Below are 23,629 nucleotides of genomic sequence, written 5' to 3'. Positions count from 1 at the left end.
ACTCCCAGCTTGGGAGGTTTTCCTAGAGTCTCTGACTTAATGGAACGGGTAAACCAACAAAAACAACAAGCCCGCCATAATAATAAAAACAAAGCACGCACCTACTTGGGGGGGAGCTTAGGCTCCCCCAGTAGCTTCACCCCTCCCAGCTCCGACTGCCTTCCCTCGCTTCCTACACCATCCCCCGACTCAATGCTAGAATCCGCAGCATCCATGCGGTCACCCCTTATTCTGGCCGGTCATTTCGTCAAACAGTGCCCCTTATGCTGAAAAAGCTGTTCAAGTCTTTACGCTCCCCACTGCGCCGCGCCAAACATTCGCACAGCACCCCAGAAGTGCTGAGCAATCACCAGCACCCCATTCGTCGTGGTCAAATCAGCCGTTACGCCACAGGTATCGTCGAGCGCCTGCAGAAAGCCGGCTACCAGGCCTATCTGGTCGGTGGCTGCGTACGCGACCTGCTGCTGGACATCGACCCCAAAGACTTCGACGTGGCCACCAGCGCGACACCCGAGCAGGTGCGCGCCGAGTTTCGCAATGCACGGGTAATCGGTCGTCGCTTCAAGCTGGTACACGTGCATTTCGGCCGGGAGATCATCGAAGTCGCCACCTTCCGCGCCAATCACCCGCAGGGTGAGGAAGAAGAGAACAGCAACCTGTCCTCGCGCAATGAAAGCGGGCGAATTCTGCGCGACAACGTCTACGGCAGCCTGGAAGACGACGCCCAGCGCCGCGACTTCACCATCAATGCCCTGTATTACGACCCGGGCAGCGAGCGCATTCTCGATTACGCCAATGGCGTGCATGACATTCGCAACCAGCTGATCCGCCTGATCGGCGACCCGACCCAGCGCTACCAGGAAGACCCGGTACGCATGCTGCGGGCGGTGCGTTTTGCCGCCAAGCTGGATTTCGAGATCGAGAAACACAGTGCCGCGCCGATCTACAAGCTGGCACCGATGCTCCGCGAGATTCCCTCGGCACGCCTGTTCGACGAGGTCCTCAAGCTGTTCCTCGCCGGTTACGCCGAATACACCTATGAACTGTTGGTCGACTACGGTTTGTTCGGCCAACTGTTCCCCGCCAGTGCCGCGGCGCTCAAGCAGAACCCTGACTACACCGACCAGTTGATCCGCAATGCCCTGGCCAATACCGACCTGCGCATCCAGCAGGGCAAAACGGTGACCCCAGCGTTTCTCTTCGCCGCCCTGCTCTGGCCGGCGCTGCCAGCCCGCGTATTGCAGCTGCAGGAACGCGGCATGCCGCCGATTCCGGCGATGCAGGAAGCCGCCCACGAGCTGATCGCCGAGCAGTGCCAACGCATCGCCGTACCGAAACGCTTCACCCTGCCGATCCGCGAAATATGGGACATGCAAGAGCGCCTGCCGCGACGCAGCGGCAAGCGCGCCGACATGCTGCTGGACAACTCCCGCTTCCGCGCCGGCTACGACTTCCTCCTGCTGCGCGAAAGCGCGGGCGAGCAGACCGACGGCCTCGGCGACTGGTGGACTGACTATCAGGACGCCAGCGACAGCGAACGACGCGGCATGATTCGCGACCTCAGCAGCAAGGACGACGGCCCTGGCGCACCGCGCAAACGTAAGCGTAGCGGCGGCAAACGCAAGCGCAGCCCCAGCGGCGAAGGTGCTGCGAGGCCGGAGCAGGAGTGATGGAACGCGTCTATATCGGCCTCGGCAGCAACCTGGCCGAACCGCTCGAGCAACTGCGCGGCGCCCTGACAGCGCTGGCCGCCTTGCCGCAGACGCAGTTGTTGGCCCGCTCCTCATTCTATGCCAGCGACCCGCTCGGCCCTGCGGATCAACCGCGCTACGTCAACGCGGTCGCCGCACTGGATAGCGCGCTTGAGCCGCTGGTCTTGCTCGACGCCCTGCAAGCCATCGAGCTGAGTCAAGGCCGCGAACGCAAGGCCGAGCGCTGGGGACCACGCACCCTCGACCTGGACATTCTGTTGTTTGGCGAGCGCCTGCTGAACCAAGCCCGCCTGACAGTCCCGCATTACCATATGCATGCCCGTGCCTTCGTTTTGTACCCCCTGGCCGAGCTGGCGCCCGCCTTGCGTTTGCCCGACGGCCGGGCACTCAGCGAACTGCTCGCGGCTTGTCCCTTCGCAGGACTGGAGCGCCTACCCGTCTGAACACTGGGTGGGCGCATGCGGCGTTAGCCACGCGATGAACGACCGCACTGTGCCGCTTCGGCCGAAAAATCAGTGGCCTCAGCAGGGGCGTAGAACAGCCCGGCTCGGGGATTGGCGGTAACGTCAGTAACAAGTCGGTAACACCCGCAATTGACTTCAAGCCCCCCCATCAGGACTATAGGCGTCCCGTTGCCCAGCACCGGTGCAAAACGAGGCCAATGCAGGCCACATTGAAGCAGGTTACCTGCTTGCTGAATGCCTGAGTGAGGACGATTCTCATGCCAGAAATTACCCTGACCACCCTGCAAAGCCTCAAGCAGAGCGGCGAAAAAATCGCCATGCTGACCTGCTATGACGCCACCTTCGCCCAAGCCGCCTGCCAGGCGGGCGTCGACGTGTTGCTGGTCGGCGACTCCCTCGGCATGGTTCTGCAAGGGCATGACAGCACCCTGCCGGTCAGCCTTGGCGACATGGCCTACCACGTCGCCAGCGTCAAGCGCGGCAACCAGGGCGCGTTGATCCTCGCCGACCTGCCCTTCATGGCCTATGCCACCACCGAACAAGCCCTGCACAACTGCGCCGCGCTGATGCAGGCGGGCGCGCACATGGTCAAGCTGGAAGGCGCAGCCTGGTTGGCTGAACCTATTCGCCTGCTGGCCGAGCGCGGCGTGCCGGTCTGTGCCCACCTGGGCCTGACCCCGCAAGCGGTGAATATCCTTGGCGGCTATAAAGTCCAGGGACGCCAGGAGGCTCAGGCACGGCAAATGCGCGCCGACGCCATGGCCCTGGAACAAGCCGGCGCCGCCATGCTGCTGCTCGAATGCGTGCCCAGTGAACTGGCCGCCGAGATCAGCCAGGCGGTGCATATCCCGGTCATTGGCATCGGTGCGGGTAACGCCACCGACGGTCAGGTACTGGTGCTGCACGACATGCTCGGCCTGTCCCTGAGTGGCCGCACGCCGAAGTTCGTGAAAAACTTCATGGCTGGCCAGAGCAGCATCCAGACGGCGCTCAGCGCTTACGTCAAAGCGGTCAAAGACCAGAGTTTTCCCGCAGCCGAACACGGGTTTTCTGCATGAACACGGTTAAAACCATCCGCGAACTGCATGCCGCTGTCGCCCAGGCCCGCGCCGAAGGCAAGCAGATAGGTTTCGTGCCGACCATGGGCAACCTGCATGCCGGGCATGCAGCCTTGGTGACCAAAGCCGCCCAGCGTACCGACTTCGTGGTCGCCAGTATCTTCGTCAATCCGCTGCAGTTCGGCCCCACCGAAGACCTTGGCACCTACCCGCGCACCCTCGCCGCGGATCAGAAAAAACTGTTCGAGGCCGGTTGTCACTTGCTGTTCACCCCGGATGTCGACGAAATGTATCCCGGCGGCATGGCCGGCCAAACCCGCGTCTGCGTGCAAGGCGTCGCCGAAGGACTGTGCGGTGCCAGTCGCCCCGGCCATTTCGACGGGGTCGCCACTGTGGTGACCAAGCTGTTCAACATAGTGCAGCCGGATCTAGCCGTCTTCGGCCAGAAGGACTTCCAGCAACTGGCGGTGATTCGTACCCTGGTGCGTGATCTGAACATGCCCGTGCAGATTATCGGCGAGCCGACCGTGCGCGCCGAAGATGGCTTGGCATTGTCCTCACGTAACGGTTACTTGACGGAACAACAACGCAGTGCGGCGCCGGCGCTGTATCGCAGCCTGCAGCAGATTGCCTCGGCGATTCGCAGCGGCGAGCGTGACTTCGCCACGCTGATCGCGGCCGCACAACAGCAACAACGCGACGCCGGATTTCGCCCGGACTACCTGGAAATTCGCGAGACGAACAGCTTGCGAGTGGCCAGCCCGGCGGATCGCCAACTGGTCGTTCTGGCTGCCGCTTTTATTGGCAACACCCGCTTGATCGATAACCTGGCGTTCGACCTCGACGCCGCGACTTAACCGACTGCTTGTGCCCTTACTGCGCTGTTATCACCCAGGGCACACTTCATCCGCCGTTTGTGGACCTCCAAGGAAAAGCCATGCACGCCATCATGCTCAAAGCCAAGCTGCACCGCGCCGAAGTCACTCATGCAGTGCTCGATTACGAGGGCTCCTGTGCCATCGACGGGGAATGGCTGGACCTGTCCGGCATCCAGGAATATGAGCAGATCCAGATCTACAACATCGACAATGGCGAGCGCTTCACCACTTACGCGATTCGTGGCGAAGCCGGCTCGCGGATGATTTCGGTGAACGGCGCGGCCGCGCACAAGGCCGGGGTTGGCGACCGCGTGATCATTTGCGCCTACGCCCACTACAGCGAGGCCGACCTGCTCAACTTCAAACCGCGCATGCTGTACATGGCACCGGGCAACGAGTTGAGCCACACCAGCAACGCCATCCCCCTGCAGGTTGCCTAACAGGCCGTTGAAAAACTACTGCGCTCGGCTATGCGGCGTTGAAATCAGCCTCAAATGCTCATGTACAACTCGTACACTGCGCTTTTTCGACTGATTTCGCCTTGCCTAGCCTTCGCTCGCTACATTTTCGACGGCCTGCTAATCCTGTACCCAGGCCGCTACACTAACAGCCCGGTACACAAGCAGCGTTGCGGGCTTTTTATTGCCCCGTTTTTTAAGCATGCACCCGCACAAGGAAGCCTCCGCATATGGCGTACTACCAGCACCCGCTCGATGTCACTGCCCTGCCCGCTTGGCAGGCCCTGCAAACTCATCGAGCCAGCTTGCAGAACTTCAACATGCGCGAAGCGTTCTGCACCGATCCAGAGCGCTTCAGCAAACTGTCGCTAAGCAGCTGTGGGATATTTCTCGACTACTCGAAAAACCTGATTAACCAGGAGACGCGCGAACTTCTGGTCAACTTGGCGCAAGAAACCGGCTTGGCCCAGTCGATTCGCGCCCTGTTCGATGGCGAGCCGATCAATGCATCGGAAGCGCGTCCGGCGCTGCATACCGCCCTGCGCCGTCCCATCGGCGACAAGGTCCTGGTCGATGGCGTCGATGTGATGCCGGAAGTGCAGCGGGTGCTGCAGCAGATGACCGAACTGGTCGGCAGCATCCACGATGGCTTGTGGCGCGGCTACACTGAAAAACCCATCACCGACGTGGTGAATATCGGCATCGGCGGCTCGTTTCTCGGTCCGCAACTAGTCTCCGAAGCGCTGCTGCCATTCGCCCAACGCGGTGTGCGCTGCCATTACCTGGCCAATATCGATGGCAGCGAGTTCCATGAACTGTCGGCCAAGCTGCGTGCGGAAACCACACTGTTCATCGTCTCGTCGAAATCCTTCAGCACCCTGGAAACCCTGAAGAATGCCCAGGCCGCACGCCGCTGGTACCTGGCCCAGGGCGGCTCCGAAGCGCAGCTGTATCGGCACTTTATTGCGGTGTCGAGCAATCGCGAGGCGGCGGTCGCGTTCGGCATCCACGAAGAAAACATCTTCCCCATGTGGGACTGGGTCGGCGGGCGGTATTCGCTGTGGTCGGCCATCGGCTTACCGATCGCCATGTCCATCGGCATGTCCAACTTCAAGGAGCTGTTGTCCGGTGCCTACAGCATGGATGAGCATTTCCAGAGCGCACCGTTCGAGCGCAACATGCCGGTGCTGCTGGCGCTGCTGGGCATCTGGTACGGCAATTTCTGGGACGCGCAGAGTCAGGCGATCCTGCCGTACGATCATTACCTGCGCAATATCACCAAACACCTGCAGCAACTGGACATGGAGTCCAACGGCAAGCGCGTGCGGCAGGACGGCAGCCCGGTGGATTGCGCGACCGGCCCGGTGATCTGGGGCGGGGTCGGTTGCAACGGCCAGCACGCGTACCACCAATTATTGCACCAGGGCACCCAGCTGATTCCGGCGGACTTTATCGTGCCGGTGGTCAGCTACAACCCGGTCGCCGACCACCACCAATGGCTGTACGCCAACTGTCTGTCGCAGAGTCAGGCCCTGATGCTGGGCAAGAGCCGCGCAGAAGCCGAAGCCGAGCTGCGCGCCAAGGGTATGAACGAAGAGCAGGTGCAGTTCCTCGCGCCGCACAAGGTGATTCCCGGCAACCGCCCGAGCAACACCCTGGTCCTCGAGCGCATCAGCCCGCGCCGCCTGGGGGCACTGGTCGCGATGTACGAACACAAGGTGTTCGTACAGAGTGCGATCTGGGGCATCAACGCCTTCGACCAGTGGGGCGTCGAACTGGGTAAGGAGCTGGGCAAGGGGGTGTACCAACGCCTCACCGGCGATGAGCAGCAGCCGGCGGAAGACCCCTCCACCCAGGGGTTGATCGACTATTTCCGCGGTCGCCATCGCGGCTAAGCGCCCCACGCGCTACCCGGCATGCGCCAGGTAGCACGACCCATCCACCACTGTTACACCGCCTACTTGCTGGCCTTGCGGCGCGACAGCGACCTGCGTCCTGCGCAGGCGCGGCGGCGATCCTGCGCACTCGCTAAAACCACCCGCCAGCACTTGAATCAGACAGCGACTTGGGTGCTACCCTTACGGGCATCGCGGACACACAACAAGAAGGCCCCGCCATGTTTGAGATCACCCGCCACCCCGTCAGCGCTGCTGTGCGTCAGCGTGCCCACCTGAATGACGAGGACTACCAGCGCCTGTACCGACAATCCGTCGAGCAGCCCGAAACCTTCTGGGCCGAGCAGGCGACGACCTTTCTCGACTGGTTCAAACCCTGGCGCAGCGTGCACCACGGCGACATGCGCAAAGGCCAGGCCAGCTGGTTCAGGGACGGGCAATTGAACGTCAGCTATAACTGCATCGACCGCCACCTGGAACAACGCGGCGAGCAGATCGCGCTGATCTGGGAAGGCGACAACCCCAGCGAATCCGCCAACATCACCTACCGCAAACTGCACCATCACGTCTGCCGCCTGGCCAATGTGCTGAAGAGCCGTGGCGTGCAGAAAGGCGACCGGGTGTGCATCTACATGCCGATGGTGCCGGAAGCGGCCTATGCCATGCTCGCCTGCACGCGCATCGGTGCGGTGCACTCGGTGGTGTTCGGCGGCTTCTCTGCCGACGCCCTGCGTGATCGCATCCTGGACGCCGATTGCCGCACCGTGATCACCGCCGACGAAGGCGTCCGCGGTGGCAAATACGTGCCCCTCAAGGCCAGTGTCGACAAGGCGCTGCAAAGCTGCCCGAACGTCTCGACCGTGGTGGTGGTCGAGCGTACCCAAGGCGAGATCGACTGGGTCGAGGGCCGCGACCTCTGGTATCACGAGGCATTGCACGACGCCGACGACGATTGCCCGGCCGAACCGATGGACGCCGAGGACCCGTTGTTCATCCTCTACACCTCGGGCAGCACCGGCAAACCTAAAGGCGTGCTGCACACCACCGGCGGCTATCTGTTGATGGCGGCCATGACCCACAAGTACGTGTTCGACTACCACGACGGCGACATCTATTGGTGCACCGCCGATGTCGGCTGGGTCACCGGGCACAGTTACATCGTCTATGGCCCGCTGGCCAACGGCGCCACCAGCCTGATATTTGAAGGCGTGCCGAACTACCCCGACGCCTCGCGTTTCTGGCAGGTGATCGACAAGCACCAGGTGAACATCTTCTACACCGCGCCGACCGCCCTGCGCGCGCTGATGCGCGAAGGCGAAGCCCCGGTCAAGCAGACTTCGCGCAGCAGCCTGCGCCTGCTCGGCAGCGTCGGCGAGCCGATCAACCCGGAAGCCTGGGAGTGGTACTTCAATGTGGTCGGCGACAGGCGCTGCCCGATCGTCGACACCTGGTGGCAGACCGAAACCGGCGCCATCCTGATCACCCCGCTGCCCGGCGCCACCGACCTCAAGCCCGGTTCGGCGACCCGGCCGTTCTTTGGCGTGCAGCCGGTCCTGCTGGATGAGCAAGGCCAGGAAATCGAGGGTGCGGGCTCAGGCGTGCTGGCGATCAAGGCCAGCTGGCCGAGCCAGATCCGCAGCGTCTATGGCGACCACCAGCGGATGATCGACACCTATTTCTCCGCCTACCCCGGCTACTACTTCAGTGGTGACGGCGCACGCCGCGATGAGGACGGCTACTACTGGATCACCGGGCGGGTAGACGACGTGATCAATGTATCCGGCCACCGCATCGGCACCGCCGAAGTGGAAAGCGCCCTGGTCCTGCACGATGCGGTCGCCGAGGCGGCGGTGGTTGGTTACCCGCATGACCTCAAGGGCCAGGGTATCTATGCCTTCGTCACCCCGATGAACGGCGTAGAGCCGAGCGAGGCGCTGCAAAAGGAGCTGCTGACCCTGGTCAGCAAGGAAATCGGCGGCTTCGCCAGACCGGAGCTGATCCAATGGGCGCCGGGCTTGCCGAAAACCCGTTCGGGCAAGATCATGCGCCGCATCCTGCGCAAGATCGCCTGCAACGAACTGGACAACCTCGGCGACACCTCGACCCTGGCCGACCCATCCGTGGTCGACGGCCTGATCGACAAGCGCCTCAACCGCTGAAGGCGGCACACCCGGGCACACGCGCCGTGTTGCCCGGGTGATGCTGCGCAGGCGGCCCCCAACGCCGTCAGCGCCTCGTCATCCCTGACGAGGCGCTGTGCTGTTCACCCCGAGTACCACGAACCGGCAAGTATGGGGCGACAAAACCACCCCTGCCATTACAAGCCGAGTCGCCTGCCCTCACCGGATCGCATAACGAGGCGTTCCCTAGCGTGCCTGCTTGCATAGGGCCACCACTAGCTGGCTGACCGTACGGGTTTCACGGGGTGGCCGCGGGCAAAGCCCCTGTGCCACCATAATGGCCTTCGCGGCCTACCGCGCCTTTCACTCGTGAGGATCGAATCATGCAAGAAGTCGTCATTGTCGCCGCCACCCGCACCGCCATCGGCAGTTTCCAGGGCGCGCTGGCCGGCATCCCGGCAGTCGAACTGGGCGCCGCGGTGATCCGCCGCCTGCTCGAGCAAACCGGCCTGAATGGCGCCGAGGTCGACGAAGTGATCCTCGGTCACGTGCTCACCGCCGGCGCCGGGCAGAACCCCGCGCGCCAGGCCGCGATCAAGGCCGGCCTGCCGCATGCGGTGCCGGCCCTGACCCTCAACAAGGTCTGCGGCTCGGGCCTCAAAGCCCTGCACCTGGGCGCCCAGGCCATCCGCTGCGGCGATGCCGAGGTGATCATCGCCGGCGGCATGGAGAACATGAGCCTGGCCCCCTACGTCATGCCCGGCGCCCGCACCGGCCTGCGCATGGGCCACGGCAAAGTGCTCGACAGCATGATCGAAGATGGCCTGTGGGACGCCTTCAACGATTACCACATGGGCATCACCGCCGAGAACCTGGTGGACAAGTACGCCATCAGCCGTGAAGCCCAGGATGCCTTCGCCGCCGCCTCGCAGCAGAAAGCCTGCGCGGCCATCGAGGGCGGGCGCTTCGCCGACGAAATCACCCCGATCCTGATTCCCCAACGCAAGGGCGAACCCGTCGCCTTCGCCAGCGACGAACAGCCGCGCGCCAGTACCACCGCCGAATCATTGGCCAAGCTCAAGCCGGCGTTCAAGCAGGACGGCAGCGTCACCGCCGGCAATGCCTCCAGCCTCAACGATGGCGCCGCCGCGGTGCTGCTGATGAGCGCGAGCAAGGCCAAGGCCCTCGGCCTGCCGGTGCTGGCGCGGATCGCCGGTTACGCCAATGCCGGCGTCGACCCGGCGATCATGGGCATCGGTCCGGTCTCGGCGACCCGTCGCTGCCTGGACAAGGCCGGCTGGCAGTTGAGTGAGCTCGAGCTGATCGAAGCCAACGAAGCCTTCGCCGCCCAGGCGTTGGCGGTCGGCCAGGAGCTGGGCTGGGATGCCAGCAAGGTCAACGTCAACGGCGGTGCCATCGCCCTCGGCCACCCGATCGGCGCCTCCGGCTGCCGGGTGCTGGTGACCCTGCTGCACGAGATGATCAAGCGCGACGCCAAGAAAGGTCTGGCCACCCTGTGCATCGGCGGCGGTCAGGGCGTGGCCCTGGCCATCGAACGCGACTAACAGGCCGTTGAAAAACTACTGCGCTCGGCTATGCGGCGTTGAAATCAGCCTCACAAAAGCGCCGCGTTGAACGCGCTTTAGCGCGGCCCCGAAGGGGTGAGCGAAGCGAATCAAATGCTCATGTACAACTCGTACACTGCGCTTTTGATTCGCTACGCTCACCCTGCGGGCCAGCCTCCGGCTGTTACTCCGCTTCGCTGCGTTGCGGCTGATTTCGCCTTGCCTAGCCATCGCTCGCTACATTTTTCAACGGCCTGCTGACGCCTGGCACTCGCACTAGCTGCCTCGGCGTCGCTTGCCGTAGTCGATCTACTGCCTGCGCGCCGCCGCCTCGCTACTACGAGCACTGGACAAACAGTGCTAACGGCTGAACGCCGGCACCGCTGCGAGAGCAGGCGCCGGCGTTTTTCTTGCTAGACTGCGCGTCCCTCTTTTTCCGAGTCGCCGCGCATGCCTGCTCTCGACCAGGCGCTGCGCGCCGCCCTGCACAATCGCCAAGCCCTGCTGGATGAACTGCATCAGCAAGGCACCGACTGCTACCGCCTGTTCCACGGCAGCCAGGAAGGTGCCGGCGGCTTGACCATAGACCGCTATGGCCCGCAATTGCTGGTGCAGAGTTTTCACCACAGCCTGCCCCGCGATGAGCTGCTGCAGCTGGCCAACCAGTGCGCCGAAGCGCTGGGGGCGGCCTTATTGCTGGTGTACAACGACCGTTCCCAGGGCAACTCGCGGATCGACCGCCAGGATCCCATCTACCCAGCCGAACCCGCCGCGCTGGCCGATTTGATTGGGCATGAATGGGGCCTCAACTATCGCGTGCGTGGTCGCCATGCCGGCCAGGACCCGCTGCTGTTTCTCGACCTGCGCAACGCCCGTGGCTGGGTAAAAGCGCACAGCGCCGGTAAACGCGTGCTCAATCTGTTCGCCTACACCTGCGGTATCGGCCTCAGCGCCGCAGCCGGTGGCGCGACTGAGGTGCTCAACCTGGACTTCGCCGAGGGCAACCTGGCGGTCGGCCGCGAGAATGGCGCACTCAACCCAGAGTTGGCACCGATGCACTTCATCCAGTCGGACTATTTCCCGGCGATCCGGCAACTGGCCGGGCTACCAATTGCCCAGCGCCGCGGGCAAAAATTGCCCAGTTATCCGCGCGTGGAGCCGCAACAGTTCGATCTGGTGTTTCTCGACCCCCCCGCCTGGGCCAAGAGCGCCTTCGGCACCGTCGACTTGCTGCGCGACTACCAGAGCCTGCTCAAACCGGCACTGCTCGCCACCGCCGAGGGTGGCGTGCTGATCTGCTGCAACAACCTGGCGAAAGTCGGCCTGGCCGACTGGCGCGAACAGGTGCTGCGCTGCGCCAGCAAACTCGGGCGACCCGTGCGTGAGTGCCAGGTTCTGGCGCCAGCCACGGACTTCCCCTCGCGCGACGGCCAGCCGCCACTGAAGACCTTGATCCTGCATCTCTAACCGCCGACGACGCGCAGCAGAAACAGCAGGGCGAAGAAGGAACCGGTGGCACATGCCATACTCCAAGGCACTTCTCATCGGGATAGATGACGCCTCGCCATGCACCAAGGAACGAAACGCGCCGCCGGCGCCCTGCTGATTGCCGCAACCCTCTACAGTCTGCTCGGCTTCCTGATTCTGCCCGGTATCGCCTTGCGCCTGGCCAACCAGCAACTGGCCCTCTACGCCACCGTGCCGGCCAAACTCGAACGCCTGCAGCTCAACCCGTTCAGCCTGGAACTCAGCCTGTGGGGCCTGCGCATCGGCGAGCAGGATCAACCGCAAGTGGCCTTCGAGCGTCTGTACGGCAACCTGCAACTCGACAGTCTGTGGAGTGGCGTGCTGCATTTGGCCAATGTCGAACTGGATCAAGCCCGCAGTCAGGTGCTGCTCGACAAGCAAGGCAGGCTCAATCTGGCGCAACTGTTCACGCTGCCCGAGCGCCGCGCGCCCGCGCCAGACCAAGCGCCAGGCGAGCCGTTCCCGCTGCGCATCGACCGAATCAAACTGGCCGGCGGCAATCTGCACTTCGCGGATCGGCGTCCGAGCGAACCTATAGAACTGATCTACGACGACCTCAGCCTGGAACTGCAGCACCTCAGTACCCTGCCCGACGACAACGCCGAAATAACCCTGAGCGCCAACGGTCCTGAAGTCGGGCGGATAGACTGGCGTGGTCAAATCAGTTTGCGACCGCTCAGCTCCAGCGGCCACCTGACGCTCAGCCAAGGCCAGTTGAAAAGCCTCTGGCCCTACGTGCGCGATGCCGCCCCGCTGGCCTTGGAAAAAGGCCAGATCAGCCTGGCCACCGACTATCAACTGAAGCTCGACGACAAACTCCAGCTGCTGCTGAACAACATCCAGGTCCAAGTCAAAGCGTTCGCCATTGCAGCACCGAGCGGCCGGCCGCTGGTCAAACTGGCCAACCTGGAGATCAGCGACGCCCGCCTGGACCTGGCCAAACAACAGGTGGTAGTGGGTAAAATCCGCAGCCAGCAGTTGGAGACCTGGGCGGCACGCGAGCGCGATGGCCAACTGGACTGGCAAAGGCTGCTGCTACCGACCGCGCCGGAAGGCACCTCGGCAATCCAGGCGCCGGCAGAACGTCCAGGCAAACAGCAGCAGAACCCGACAGCCAGTAAACCCTGGCAGGTGCTGCTGCAGGATGTGCAACTGCGTGATTATCGGGCTCATCTGGCCGATCGCCTGCCGGAGCAGGAAGTCACGCTCGAACTCGGCCCGCTCAACCTCGACCTGCAGAACCTCGACAGCCTCGGCACCTCGCCCTTCAGCCTCAAGCTGGACAGCGGTCTGGGCCAACAGGGCCAGCTGCAGGCCGAAGGTCGAGTACAGCTGAAGCCGATCTCCGCCACCTTGAAAGTCAGTACGCGCGACATCGACTTGCGTCTGGCCCAGGCCTACCTCAGCCCTTTCGTGCGCCTCGAACTGCGTAGTGGCTTGCTCGGCAGCGATTTGGACGTCGACCTGAGCAGTACCGCGCCGCTGGCGTTCAGCGTCTCCGGCAAGGCCCAGATCAACCAGTTGCACAGCCTCGACAGCCTCAAGGAGCGCGATTTCGTGCGCTGGCAGCAGCTCAACCTGGACGGCGTGAACTACCAACACGGCGACAGCCTGAGCATCGATAGCGTGCGCCTGAGCCAACCCTATGCACGCTTTATCATCAACGAAGACCTCACCACCAATGTCAGCGACCTGCTGATCACTCAGCCGGTGACCGCCACCTCGACTGCAGCCGTCCCCCCAGAGCCGACCGGCACCCCGTTGGCCATTCACATCGGCGAGGTGGTCATCGCCGATGGCTCGGCCAACTTCGCCGACTTCAGCCTGACGCCCGACTTCGCCACCGCCATTCAGCAGCTCAACGGGCGCATCGGCACCCTCGACAATCGCAGTTCCAAGCCGGCCAAGGTGGATATCGTCGGCAAGATCGATCGCTACGCGCCCGTCAGCGTCAAGGGCAGCCTCAATCCCTTTGACCCGCTGGAGAGCCTGGACATCATCACCCAGTTCAAGCAAGTCGAGCTGACCACCCTGACCCCTTACTCGGGTAAATTTGCCGGTTACCGGATTCGCAAGGGCCGGCTCAATCTGGACCTGCATTACCGCATCAGCAAAGGCCAGCTCAATGCGCAAAACAGCGTGGTGGTCGAGCAACTACAACTGGGCGAACAAGTGGACAGTCCTAGCGCAGTCGACTTGCCCATACGCTTGGCGGTCGCCCTGCTCAAGGACAGCGAAGGCAAGATCGCCATCCAGCTGCCGGTTAAAGGCGACCTTAACAATCCCCAGTTCAGCGTCATGCCGATCGTCTGGAAAACCCTACGCGGCCTGGTGCTGCGGGCCGTCCAAGCGCCCTTCACGTTCATTGCGGGTCTGGTCGGCGGCGGCTCGCAGACGGACCTGAGTCACGTGCCATTCGCCGCCGGCAGCGCCGAGCTCGACACTGAGGCACAGGCCGCCCTGAACACCCTGGCCAAGGCGTTGCAACAACGCCCGGCGCTGCGCCTGGAAGTTGAAGGCACAAGCGCGCCACTCAGCGATGGCCCACCACTGGCCGCCCAGCGCCTAGATCGCGAATACCAGTACAGCTATTACAAAACCCTCCAGCGCCGTGGCACCCCAGTACCAGCCGAGGCCAGCCTGCTACAGGTCCCGGAAGAGGAAAAGGCCGCGCTGCTCGAAGGCATCTACCGCGCCCGTCTGAAACAGCAGCCGCCCGCCGAGTGGACCCAACTGGAGGCTGAGCAACGCGCCGCCCAGTTGCGCAATGCCGTGCTGCAGTTCTGGGCACAGAGCAAATTACTGCCGCGTCGGCTGGCCCAGGCTCGCGCCGCCTCGATCAAGGATTTCCTGGTCGACCGAGGAGGCCTGCCAAACGAGCGTATCTATCTGTTGGACGTCAGCCTCGATCCTGCACCAGCGGGCGGCAAGGTGAACACTGCGCTGCACCTCGATAGCCAATGAACTGGAGCCGATGATGCGTATTTACCTGCTCGGCCTGGCGCTGCTCCTCTGTTACAACGTCAGCGCACATGCCGACACCCTGCGCTGCGGCAGTCAACTGGTAAGTGTCGGCGACCGCGCCTACGAAGTGCAGCAGAAATGCGGCGAGCCGGCTTCCCGCGACCTGGTCGGCTACACCCTAGGGCCCTACGAACGGCGTGAGTTCAAGATAGAAGAATGGGTCTATGGCCCGAGCAATGGCGTGCTGACCATCCTCACCTTCGAGGGCAATCGGCTAACCCGCATCGAGCGGCGACGCAGTCACTGACAGGCCCCGATCAGGCGGTGTAGGCTGAGCTTCCCTCGTAGGCTTTAAGAGACGCCCTGGTGAAGTATCTGTTGCTCTCCCTGCTGCTACTCACGAGCGCCGCCGAAGCTGCGACGCTACGCTGCGGCCGCGCGTTAGTTAGCGGTGGCGACCCCAGCAGCGAAGTCCTCAGTAAATGCGGCGAGCCACTCAGTCGTGATTTTCTCGGTTACCGTGAGGTGCTCGACGCCTATGGCTTTCGCAACGAAGTCGCGGTCGAGGAATGGACCTATGGCCCGCGTAATGGCATGTATCACTTCCTGCGCTTCGAGGGTAATCGGCTGATCAGGATCGACAGCAAGCGCGGTAACTGAGGCAGGCCAACCTGTCGGCGATGCCCCGCTCCCAGTCAAGCACCTAGGTGCAGACGATATCTGCGCTTTCTAGGTACGCTGCTTCAACTGCCCCGTTCTGCCAAGAAACCAAGCCTGACAACGGTACTGAACAAGGGTCGGAACAAACACAAAAGCCCCGCGAGCAATACTCGCGGGGCTTTTTAGCACAAGCGTTTACAGCTTGCTGCTGAAGTCGCGCACTTCCTGCTGGGCCTTGTCCTTGGTCCAGCCATAGCGCTCCTGCAGCTTACCGGCCAAATACTCACTATGGCCTTCGACGACATCCAGGTCGTCATCGGTCAGGCTGCCCCAACGCTCCTTGATCCGCCCACTGACCTGCTTCCACTTACCCTTGATCACATCGGCATTCATGCTCTGTCCTCCGTGGATGACGTCAGACCCAAACAGGCCTGACGTATAACGCCACACTTAGTTGGCGGATTTCAGGCCGTCGGCAGACACTGCGGCGACGCCCTTGATCTCCTTGGCCTTGGCAATCGCCAGGTCACGCTCGGCATCGCTGGCGACCACGCCAGAGAGTGCGACCACGCCTTGATTGGTTTCGACTTTGATATCCATGCCGCTGAGGTTGTCGTCGGCCAGGAAAGTCGACTTCACCTTGCTGGTGATCCAGGTATCGGACACCGCTTCTTCAGCTTTATCCATCGTATTGCCCGCCAGCAGCGTAGGCTGCACAGCAGTGCTTCTGCCGGCGAAGGCGGTACCGGCCAACGCCAGGCTGAGGGCGGTTGCAGTGATCGCGGCAAAAGCAAACTTGTTGATTGACTGTTTCATGGCTATCGACTCCTGTACGTTTCAGTACTGTCTGCAAGCCCGTTCCCGGCTGCAGTCTCGAGAGTACTGTCGCAAGCCCTATGCCAAGCCAAATACAACTAATAACCCAATATTTATCAATGACTTATAAAAACACAAAGATTGCACTGCTCATGCAAACTGCATGCTCGAGCGAATTGCTTCAGGCAAATTGCACGAAGCAAAAGGCCATCAAGGCTGAATGAGTCACCTGCCCAAAAGTGCACAAACCGGAGGCCTCAGCGGGCCTCATTGGATGCGCCTATATCGCCGGCATCCGGTAAAACACAGACAACCAGCCGACAGCCTTGGCAGGAGCCAATCGCGCACTGTTATCAGTGGCCGCGCCGCTCAAGCCTTGAGGGCTTGTGTAGCGGCATAGGCGAACGCCCCCTCCCCACTGACAGCCTCAAATCCCGTTCAGGGGCTAGGGTCTGTTGCCGTTTCATTGCGAGCCGCGTTGCCGCGAGAAATGGCCCCCGATTAGGCGCAGGACGCAGGTAATGGTCATTCCCTTGCCAAGTCCTGCAACAACAGCGGGGGCCATTTCCCGCGCAACCCGAAGGGCCGGGCCTGTTTTTGCGCGATGCGGCGTTTCTCGTCGCTCATTTGGAACAACCAAACCGCGCTCCTCGTGCCTTGCCTCGCGCAAAAACAGGCTACGGCGCGGCCGCGAATGAAACGGCAACAGACCCTAGCGTGCCATGCCCTCGGTATCTCGATGCCACGCACAACCGCAGCGCGCCGGTTCAACCCTGACTGCACTGCCGCGGCTGCTAATAACCAAACAAAAAAGGGTCCCCGAAGGGACCCTTTTTTCTTAACCTGAAGTACAGGTGCTGTTACACGCCTGAGGCTTCGGCTGCCGCTACATCCTTGATCGACAGCTTGATACGGCCGCGGTTGTCCACGTCCAGTACCAGAACCTTCACTTCCTGGCCTTCTTTGAGGATATCGGTGACCTTCTCGACACGCTGATCGCTCAGCATCGAGATGTGCACCAGACCGTCCTTGCCCGGCAGGATGTTAACGAAGGCGCCGAAGTCGACGATGCGCTCAACCTTACCGACATAGATCTTGCCGATTTCGGCCTCTGCGGTGATACCCAGAACGCGCTGGCGCGCTGCCTCAGCCGCTTCCTTGGTTTCGCCGAAGATCTTGATGGTGCCGTCGTCTTCGATGTCGATCGAGGCCTTGGTCTCTTCGCAGATGGCACGGATGGTCGCGCCACCCTTGCCGATCACGTCGCGAATCTTGTCCTGATCGATCTTCATCGCGATCATGGTCGGTGCGTTGGCCGACAGTTCGGTACGCGACTGGGCGAGTACCTGGTTCATCTGGCCGAGGATATTCAGGCGCGCTTCCAGGGCCTGGCCCAGAGCGATTTCCATGATTTCTTCGGTGATGCCCTGGATCTTGATATCCATCTGCAGAGCAGTAACGCCCTTGTCAGTACCGGCTACCTTGAAGTCCATGTCACCGAGGTGATCTTCGTCACCGAGGATGTCGGTCAGAACTGCAAATTTCTCGCCTTCCTTGACCAGACCCATGGCGATACCGGCAACCGGCGCCTTCATCGGCACACCGGCGTCCATCAGCGCCAGGGAGGCACCGCAGACCGAAGCCATGGAGCTGGAACCGTTGGACTCGGTAATTTCCGAGACCACGCGAATGGTGTACGGGAACACGTCGGCGCTCGGCAGCATGGCCGCGATGGAACGACGAGCCAGACGGCCGTGACCGATTTCGCGGCGGCCAGTAGCGCCCATGCGACCACACTCACCGACCGAGTACGGCGGGAAGTTGTAGTGCAGCATGAAGGGGTCTTTGCGCTCGCCTTCGAGGGTGTCGAGCAGCTGTGCGTCACGTGCGGTGCCGAGGGTGGCAACCACCAGGGCCTGGGTTTCGCCACGGGTGAACAACGCCGAACCGTGGGTCTTGTCCAGTACCCCGACTTCGATGTTCAGACCGCGGACGGTACGGGTATCACGGCCATCGATACGCGGCTTGCCGTTGACGATGTTCTCACGCACGGTGCGGTATTCGATCTCGCCAAACACCTCTTTGACTTCACCGGCAGTCGGCTGGCCTTCTTCGCCTGCGAACTTGGCGACGATTTCATTGCGCAGCTCACCCAGACGGGCATAACGCTCGTGCTTGACGGTGATGGTGTAAGCCTGGGAGATAGCCTCGCCGAACTCGCCGCGAATAGCGTTGAGCAGGGCAGTGTTCTCGGGCTTGGGCTGCCAGTCCCAGGTCGGCTTGGCGGCTTCGGCAGCCAGCTCGGTAATGGCCTGGATCACCACCTGGAATTCGTCGTGGGCAAACAGCACGGCACCGAGCATCTGGTCTTCGGTCAGCTCTTTGGCTTCCGACTCAACCATCAGCACAGCGTCTTTGGTACCGGCGACGACCATGTCCAGGCTGGAAGCCTTGAGCTGCTCGTAGTTCGGGTTCAGCAGGTAGCCGGTTTCCGGGTGAAAGGCGACGCGTGCGGCACCGATCGGGCCGTTGAACGGAATACCCGAGATGGCCAGAGCTGCCGAGGTACCGATCATCGCAGCGACGTCCGGGTCGGTCTTCTTGCTGGTGGAGATCACGGTGCAGATGACCTGCACTTCGTTCTGGAAGCCTTCCGGAAACAGCGGACGGATCGGACGGTCGATCAGGCGCGAAGTCAGGGTCTCTTTCTCGGAAGGACGCGCTTCACGCTTGAAGAAACCGCCGGGGATCTTGCCGGCTGCGTAGGTTTTTTCCTGGTAATGCACCGACAGCGGGAAAAAGCCTTTGCTTGGGTCGGCAGTCTTGGCGCCGGTGACGGCGACCAGTACGGCAACGTCATCGTCAACGGTGACCAGCACTGCGCCGGAGGCTTGACGGGCGATACGGCCTGTCTCGAGGGTAACGGTCGACTGACCGAACTGGAATTTCTTGATGACCGGGTTCACGGTGTTTTCCTTCTCTTCATTGCCTTTGGGGAAAGCTGTTTCTTGCAGAATTCGTGGGCAACAGCGGGAGTCGAACCCGCAGCCGTCCAAAACGCGTGTAACTGAAAGGCAAAAGCTGGAAGCAGGGATAACCCCCACTTCCAGCTTCGGCATTCAGCTTCGCGTAAGCATTGCTTAGCGACGCAGACCCAGGCGACCGATCAGGGCGCTGTAACGGCTAACGTCCTTGCTCTTCAGGTAATCCAGCAGCTTGCGACGCTGGTTAACCATACGGATCAGGCCACGACGCGAGTGGTGGTCCTTACCGTTGGCCTTGAAGTGACCTTGCAGCTTGTTGATGTTGATGGACAACAGGGCAACTTGCACTTCCGGCGAACCAGTGTCGCCTTCAGCTTGCTTGTAGTCGTTAACGATCTGAGCTTTTTCTTCAACGCTGAGTGCCATGTGGGCTTCCTCTCAGTTAGGAAACTGCCGAAAACCAGCAGTTCCAATAGGCCGGAAATTACTTCCCGTGTTTTTAAATGAGGTATGACCGTGCCTATTAACAGCCACCCTCGACATGGACATCGCAAACCTAAGGTTTGCGACCACCCACTACGGTCAAACCGACCGAATCAAACGACGCGGCGCTATCCGCCCGTCTTCGCTCACTTCACCGATACCGATAAAGCGACCGTTGTGATCTTGCACCCGCACCATGCCGAATTTCGGCGCTTCCGGTGCGCGGACCGGCTGCCCTTGCAACCAATAAAACGAACTGTGCTCGGAGAACTGCAACAACGGCCAATGCTGCAGGCCACTGTCCACCGGCAGGAGAAACTGGTCGACCGCATCATTGCCACCGTCGGCATGCACACGTTCCAGCTCTTCGAGCGTCACGGTACGGCTCAAATCGAAGGGGCCCGCCTTGGTTCTGCGCAGCTGCGCAACGTGAGCACCGCAACCGAGTAACTGACCGATATCCTCGACCAGGGTGCGGATATAGGTGCCCTTGCTGCAATCAACTGCGAGGCTCGCCTGCTCAGCCTCGCAGGCCAGTAATTCCAGGCGCGCAATAGTAACAGAACGCGGCTCACGCTCCACTACTTCACCGGCACGCGCCAGCTTGTACAGCGGCTGGCCATCACGTTTGAGCGCCGAGTACATCGGTGGTATCTGACTGATTTCACCGCGAAAACGCGGCAGCAGCGCTTCGATATCGGCGCGACCAACGGTCACCGGACGACGCTCCAACACTTCGCCTTCGGCATCCGCGGTGGTGGTGGTGACACCCAGCTGCATCAGCGTCTCGTAGCCTTTATCGGCGTCCAGCAGGTACTGGGAAAACTTGGTCGCCTCGCCGAAGCACAGCGGCAATACGCCGGTGGCCAGCGGGTCGAGGCTGCCCGTGTGCCCCGCCTTCTCGGCATTGAGCAGCCAGCGGACCTTTTGCAGCGCCGCGTTGGAGCTGAAGCCACGGGGCTTGTCGAGCAGGATGATGCCATTGACCGGACGACGAATACGTTTGACCTGGGCCACGCGCTTACTCCTCGGCCTCGGTGGATTCGTCGCCATGCTGACGATCCTGACTCACCGCCCGCTCGATCAAGGCCGACAACTGTGCGCCGCGAATCACGCTGGCGTCGTAGTGGAAGCGCAGGTTAGGCACGCTGCGCAGTTTCATCGCCTTGCCCAACTGCATGCGCAGAAAACCGCTGGCATCGTTGAGCACCTTGATGCTCTGCGCCACGCTATCCACACCCTCTTGCGGCTCGCCACCCATCACGGTGACGAACACCTTGGCGTGGCTGGAGTCGCGACTGACTTCCACCGCGGTCACGGTCACCAGACCACCCAGACGCGGGTCTTTGATTTCCATGCGGATCAACTGTGCCAGCTCGCGCTGTATCTGATCGCCGATGCGCTGGGCCCGGCTAAATTCTTTGGCCATTTCTACTACCTTCACTCGCCACACTGCCCGGATAAGCAGTGGACCTAAAAGCGGCAAACGCCCGGCCGCGCGTAAACGGGGCCGGGCGCTGCGTATCGCAACTCGCGCTTACATGCCTGTTACAGGCTGCGAGCCACTTGGACTTTCTCGAACACTTCGATCTTGTCGCCGACCTTGACGTCGTTGTAGCTCTTCACGCCGATACCGCACTCCATGCCGCTACGCACCTCGGACATGTCGTCCTTGAAGCGGCGCAGGGACTCCAGTTCGCCTTCGAAGATCACCACGTCATCACGCAGCACGCGAATCGGACGGTTGCGGTGCACCACACCTTCGATAACCATGCAACCGGCCACCGCGCCAAACTTCGGCGAACGGAACACGTCACGCACTTCGGCGATACCCAGGATATTCTCGCGAACATCACTGCCAAGCATGCCGGTCAGGGCCTTCTTGACGTCTTCGATGATGTCGTAGATCACGTTGTAATAACGCATATCCAGACCTTCCTGCTCGACGATCTTGCGCGCACCGGCATCGGCACGCACGTTGAAGCCGAACAGTACGGCATTGGACGCCAGGGCCAAGTTGGCATCACTCTCAGTGATACCACCGACGCCGCCGCCGACTACGCGCACCTGCACTTCGTCGTTGCCCAACCCGCCGAGCGAGCCCTGCAGAGCTTCCAGCGAGCCACGGACATCGGATTTGAGGACGATATTCAGCGTCTTCTTCTCTTCCTGCCCCATGTTCTCGAAGATGTTCTCCAGCTTGCCAGCATGCGCACGAGCCAGCTTGACTTCGCGGAACTTGCCTTGACGGAACAGGGCGACTTCGCGGGCCTTCTTCTCGTCGGCTACGACAGTCATGTCGTCGCCTGCTTCCGGCGTACCATCGAGACCGAGAATCTCGACCGGGATCGCTGGGCCGGCTTCCTTGATCGACTTACCGTTCTCGTCGAGCATGGCGCGGATGCGGCCATAGTTCGAGCCGACCAGAATCATATCGCCTTGACGCAAGGTGCCGTCCTGAACCAGCACAGTGGCAACCGGACCGCGACCCTTGTCGAGACGCGACTCAACCACGACGCCACGCCCTGGGGCGGACGGGGTCGCTTTCAGCTCCAGCACTTCGGCTTGCAGCAGGACTGCTTCGAGCAGGTCGTCGACACCGGTACCGGCTTTCGCCGAGACGGACACGAATGGCGTATCACCACCCCACTCTTCGGAAGTCACGCCGTGGACCGACAATTCGCTTCTGATGCGATCGAGATCGGCACCCGGCTTGTCGATTTTGTTCACGGCCACGACCAGCGGAACCCCAGCAGCCTTGGCATGCTGAACAGCTTCAATCGTCTGCGGCATCACGCCGTCGTCCGCCGCCACAACCAGGATGACGATGTCGGTCGCCTTGGCACCCCGTGCACGCATGGCGGTGAACGCCGCGTGGCCCGGAGTATCGAGGAAGGTCACCATGCCGCGCTCGGTTTCTACGTGGTAGGCACCGATATGCTGAGTGATGCCACCGGCTTCACCCGCGGCCACTTTGGCGCGACGAATATAGTCGAGGAGCGAGGTCTTACCATGGTCAACGTGACCCATGACCGTGACAACCGGCGCACGGGAAATCGACTCGCCTTCGAACTTCAGGTATTCGGCCAACTGATCTTCGAGCGCATTGTCGCTGACCAGCTTGACCTTGTGGCCCAGTTCTTCGGCGATTAACTGTGCGGTTTCCTGATCCAGTACCTGATTGATGGTCACCGGGGTGCCCAACTTGAACATGAACTTGATCACTTCGGCGGCTTTTACCGACATCTGCTGCGACAGGTCGCCCACGGTGATGGTTTCACCGATCAGCACGTCACGCACGATGGGGCCAGCCGGGCTGGTGAAGCCGTGCTGATTGCGCTTCTTCAGCTTCGACTTGCCTCGGCCACCACGGCGGAAACTGTCTTTTTCCTCGTCGATGGTGCGCGGAGCAACGCGCGGGGCAGGCGCCTTTTCCTTAACGGTTGGGCGATGCTGTGTGGTTTTGCGCTCACTGCGACGGTCAGCGTCGTCATTACGTGGCTTATCGGTGCGACGCGGTTCATCTTTCTTGCGCTCCTCAACAACGGGCGCAACTGTAGGCAGTTCTACGGCGGCGGCAGGCGCAACCGGTGCAGCAACCTCCCCAGCCGCGGCTGCAGAACCTTGGCGCTGCGCCTCTTCCTCGGCACGACGTTTGGCATCGGCCTCAGCCGCCAGACGTGTTGCTTCGGCTGCCGCACGCTGCTCTTCGAGCTCACGCTGCTTCTCGGCCTCAATCTCTTCTGCGCTGCGCTTGACGAAGGTTTTCTTCTTGCGCACTTCAACGCTGATGGTCTTGCTGCCAGCAACACGAAGCGTGCTGGTGGTTTTGCGCTGCAAAGTAATCTTGCGTGGCTCTTCAGCCTTTTTATCGCCGTGACTGCTCTTGAGATGAGCAAGCAACGCTTGCTTCTCATTATCGGTGACAACTTGCTCGGCACTGCTGTGCGGCAAACCCGCCTCACGCATCTGCTGCAGCAGGCGCTCTACCGGTGTGTCGACCACTTGGGCCAGTTCTTTCACCGTGACTTGCGTCATGCACTTC

At 61.8% G+C, this 23,629-nt stretch carries 19 protein-coding genes; 12 read left to right on the top strand and 7 right to left on the bottom strand.

From position 1 onward, the window contains the following. Nucleotides 1–263: 263 nt before the first annotated feature. The 12 genes from FBY03_RS05260 to FBY03_RS05205 all read left to right on the top strand — a co-directional run bounded on the left by FBY03_RS05260 (nt 264) and on the right by FBY03_RS05205 (nt 15,301). Nucleotides 264–1,670: a polynucleotide adenylyltransferase PcnB gene (locus tag FBY03_RS05260; protein WP_147171140.1), complete on the top strand. Its 1,407-nt coding sequence runs from the start codon at nt 264–266 to the stop codon at nt 1,668–1,670. Beyond that, nucleotides 1,670–2,155, top strand: a complete 486-nt coding sequence (gene folK / locus FBY03_RS05255; protein WP_147171139.1) for a 2-amino-4-hydroxy-6-hydroxymethyldihydropteridine diphosphokinase — start codon at nt 1,670–1,672, stop codon at nt 2,153–2,155. Before FBY03_RS05260 ends, folK begins: the two co-directional genes overlap by 1 nt. A gap of 278 nt (nt 2,156–2,433) precedes the next feature. Next, nucleotides 2,434–3,234, top strand: coding sequence for a 3-methyl-2-oxobutanoate hydroxymethyltransferase (gene panB, locus FBY03_RS05250; protein WP_147171138.1), 801 nt, complete (start codon nt 2,434–2,436; stop codon nt 3,232–3,234). Then, a complete protein-coding gene (gene panC / locus FBY03_RS05245) occupies nt 3,231–4,091 on the top strand; it encodes a pantoate--beta-alanine ligase (protein WP_147171137.1) in 861 nt (286 codons plus the stop codon). The genes panB and panC overlap by 4 nt, the downstream gene beginning before the upstream one ends. An 80-nt stretch (nt 4,092–4,171) precedes the next feature. Next, a complete protein-coding gene (gene panD, locus FBY03_RS05240; RefSeq protein ID WP_147171136.1) occupies nt 4,172–4,552 on the top strand; it encodes an aspartate 1-decarboxylase in 381 nt (126 codons plus the stop codon). A gap of 248 nt (nt 4,553–4,800) precedes the next feature. Beyond that, nucleotides 4,801–6,465 carry a glucose-6-phosphate isomerase gene (gene pgi / locus FBY03_RS05235; RefSeq protein ID WP_147171135.1) on the top strand — a complete coding sequence of 555 codons (1,665 nt, stop codon included), beginning with the start codon at nt 4,801–4,803 and terminating at the stop codon, nt 6,463–6,465. Nucleotides 6,466–6,686: 221 nt separating this feature from the next. Then, nucleotides 6,687–8,624: an acetate--CoA ligase gene (gene acs, locus FBY03_RS05230; protein ID WP_147171134.1), complete on the top strand. Its 1,938-nt coding sequence runs from the start codon at nt 6,687–6,689 to the stop codon at nt 8,622–8,624. Nucleotides 8,625–8,968: 344 nt separating this feature from the next. Beyond that, a complete protein-coding gene (locus FBY03_RS05225) occupies nt 8,969–10,150 on the top strand; it encodes an acetyl-CoA C-acetyltransferase (protein ID WP_147171133.1) in 1,182 nt (393 codons plus the stop codon). Nucleotides 10,151–10,600: 450 nt separating this feature from the next. Next, nucleotides 10,601–11,617, top strand: coding sequence for a class I SAM-dependent rRNA methyltransferase (locus tag FBY03_RS05220; protein WP_147171132.1), 1,017 nt, complete (start codon nt 10,601–10,603; stop codon nt 11,615–11,617). 99 nt (nt 11,618–11,716) lie between these two features. After that, complete coding sequence (locus FBY03_RS05215; RefSeq protein ID WP_147171131.1) at nt 11,717–14,641, top strand: DUF748 domain-containing protein; 2,925 nt, start codon at nt 11,717–11,719, stop codon at nt 14,639–14,641. 10 nt (nt 14,642–14,651) lie between these two features. Beyond that, a complete protein-coding gene (locus FBY03_RS05210) occupies nt 14,652–14,948 on the top strand; it encodes a DUF2845 domain-containing protein (protein ID WP_178090566.1) in 297 nt (98 codons plus the stop codon). Between the two features lie 56 nt (nt 14,949–15,004). After that, nucleotides 15,005–15,301: a DUF2845 domain-containing protein gene (locus FBY03_RS05205; protein WP_371920754.1), complete on the top strand. Its 297-nt coding sequence runs from the start codon at nt 15,005–15,007 to the stop codon at nt 15,299–15,301. Between the two features lie 195 nt (nt 15,302–15,496). On the opposite strand, the gene FBY03_RS05200 is transcribed toward FBY03_RS05205, so the two are convergent. From FBY03_RS05200 to infB, 7 genes are all read right to left on the bottom strand, one after another. Beyond that, entirely contained in the window at nt 15,497–15,694 is a 198-nt protein-coding gene (locus FBY03_RS05200) for a CsbD family protein (RefSeq protein ID WP_147171128.1), read from the bottom strand. A 57-nt stretch (nt 15,695–15,751) separates the two neighbouring features. Continuing rightward, entirely contained in the window at nt 15,752–16,117 is a 366-nt protein-coding gene (locus tag FBY03_RS05195; protein WP_147171127.1) for a BON domain-containing protein, read from the bottom strand. A gap of 860 nt (nt 16,118–16,977) precedes the next feature. Next, nucleotides 16,978–19,083: a polyribonucleotide nucleotidyltransferase gene (gene pnp / locus FBY03_RS05190; RefSeq protein WP_147171126.1), complete on the bottom strand. Its 2,106-nt coding sequence runs from the start codon at nt 19,081–19,083 to the stop codon at nt 16,978–16,980. 174 nt (nt 19,084–19,257) lie between these two features. Further along, nucleotides 19,258–19,527: a 30S ribosomal protein S15 gene (rpsO, locus tag FBY03_RS05185; RefSeq protein ID WP_025164698.1), complete on the bottom strand. Its 270-nt coding sequence runs from the start codon at nt 19,525–19,527 to the stop codon at nt 19,258–19,260. A gap of 156 nt (nt 19,528–19,683) precedes the next feature. Next, nucleotides 19,684–20,601 (bottom strand): tRNA pseudouridine(55) synthase TruB, encoded by a 918-nt coding sequence (gene truB / locus FBY03_RS05180; protein ID WP_147171125.1) that lies wholly within the window; start codon nt 20,599–20,601, stop codon nt 19,684–19,686. A gap of 4 nt (nt 20,602–20,605) precedes the next feature. Next, nucleotides 20,606–21,013 carry a 30S ribosome-binding factor RbfA gene (gene rbfA / locus FBY03_RS05175; protein ID WP_147171124.1) on the bottom strand — a complete coding sequence of 136 codons (408 nt, stop codon included), beginning with the start codon at nt 21,011–21,013 and terminating at the stop codon, nt 20,606–20,608. Between the two features lie 119 nt (nt 21,014–21,132). Beyond that, complete coding sequence (infB, locus tag FBY03_RS05170; RefSeq protein ID WP_147171123.1) at nt 21,133–23,622, bottom strand: translation initiation factor IF-2; 2,490 nt, start codon at nt 23,620–23,622, stop codon at nt 21,133–21,135. Nucleotides 23,623–23,629: the final 7 nt, after the last annotated feature.

Origin of the sequence: Pseudomonas sp. SJZ079 (assembly GCF_007993865.1) — a bacterium.
Classification (GTDB): Bacteria; Pseudomonadota; Gammaproteobacteria; order Pseudomonadales; family Pseudomonadaceae; genus Aquipseudomonas.
Note: the sequence above shows the minus strand (reverse complement) of the source record. Positions and strands in the feature narration are given on the sequence as shown.

What these genes read in the sequence shown, in the direction of transcription:
- FBY03_RS05200 (WP_147171128.1), bottom strand. Translation starts at nt 15,694, where the DNA reads ATGAATGCCGATGTGATCAAGGGTAAGTGGAAGCAGGTCAGTGGGCGG.
- FBY03_RS05195 (WP_147171127.1), bottom strand. Translation starts at nt 16,117, where the DNA reads ATGAAACAGTCAATCAACAAGTTTGCTTTTGCCGCGATCACTGCAACC.
- FBY03_RS05225 (WP_147171133.1), top strand. Translation starts at nt 8,969, where the DNA reads ATGCAAGAAGTCGTCATTGTCGCCGCCACCCGCACCGCCATCGGCAGT.
- FBY03_RS05260 (WP_147171140.1), top strand. Translation starts at nt 264, where the DNA reads ATGCTGAAAAAGCTGTTCAAGTCTTTACGCTCCCCACTGCGCCGCGCC.
- FBY03_RS05210 (WP_178090566.1), top strand. Translation starts at nt 14,652, where the DNA reads ATGATGCGTATTTACCTGCTCGGCCTGGCGCTGCTCCTCTGTTACAAC.
- rbfA (WP_147171124.1), bottom strand. Translation starts at nt 21,013, where the DNA reads ATGGCCAAAGAATTTAGCCGGGCCCAGCGCATCGGCGATCAGATACAG.
- acs (WP_147171134.1), top strand. Translation starts at nt 6,687, where the DNA reads ATGTTTGAGATCACCCGCCACCCCGTCAGCGCTGCTGTGCGTCAGCGT.
- panC (WP_147171137.1), top strand. Translation starts at nt 3,231, where the DNA reads ATGAACACGGTTAAAACCATCCGCGAACTGCATGCCGCTGTCGCCCAG.
- pgi (WP_147171135.1), top strand. Translation starts at nt 4,801, where the DNA reads ATGGCGTACTACCAGCACCCGCTCGATGTCACTGCCCTGCCCGCTTGG.
- panD (WP_147171136.1), top strand. Translation starts at nt 4,172, where the DNA reads ATGCACGCCATCATGCTCAAAGCCAAGCTGCACCGCGCCGAAGTCACT.
- FBY03_RS05215 (WP_147171131.1), top strand. Translation starts at nt 11,717, where the DNA reads ATGCACCAAGGAACGAAACGCGCCGCCGGCGCCCTGCTGATTGCCGCA.
- infB (WP_147171123.1), bottom strand. Translation starts at nt 23,622, where the DNA reads ATGACGCAAGTCACGGTGAAAGAACTGGCCCAAGTGGTCGACACACCG.
- rpsO (WP_025164698.1), bottom strand. Translation starts at nt 19,527, where the DNA reads ATGGCACTCAGCGTTGAAGAAAAAGCTCAGATCGTTAACGACTACAAG.
- panB (WP_147171138.1), top strand. Translation starts at nt 2,434, where the DNA reads ATGCCAGAAATTACCCTGACCACCCTGCAAAGCCTCAAGCAGAGCGGC.
- folK (WP_147171139.1), top strand. Translation starts at nt 1,670, where the DNA reads ATGGAACGCGTCTATATCGGCCTCGGCAGCAACCTGGCCGAACCGCTC.
- FBY03_RS05220 (WP_147171132.1), top strand. Translation starts at nt 10,601, where the DNA reads ATGCCTGCTCTCGACCAGGCGCTGCGCGCCGCCCTGCACAATCGCCAA.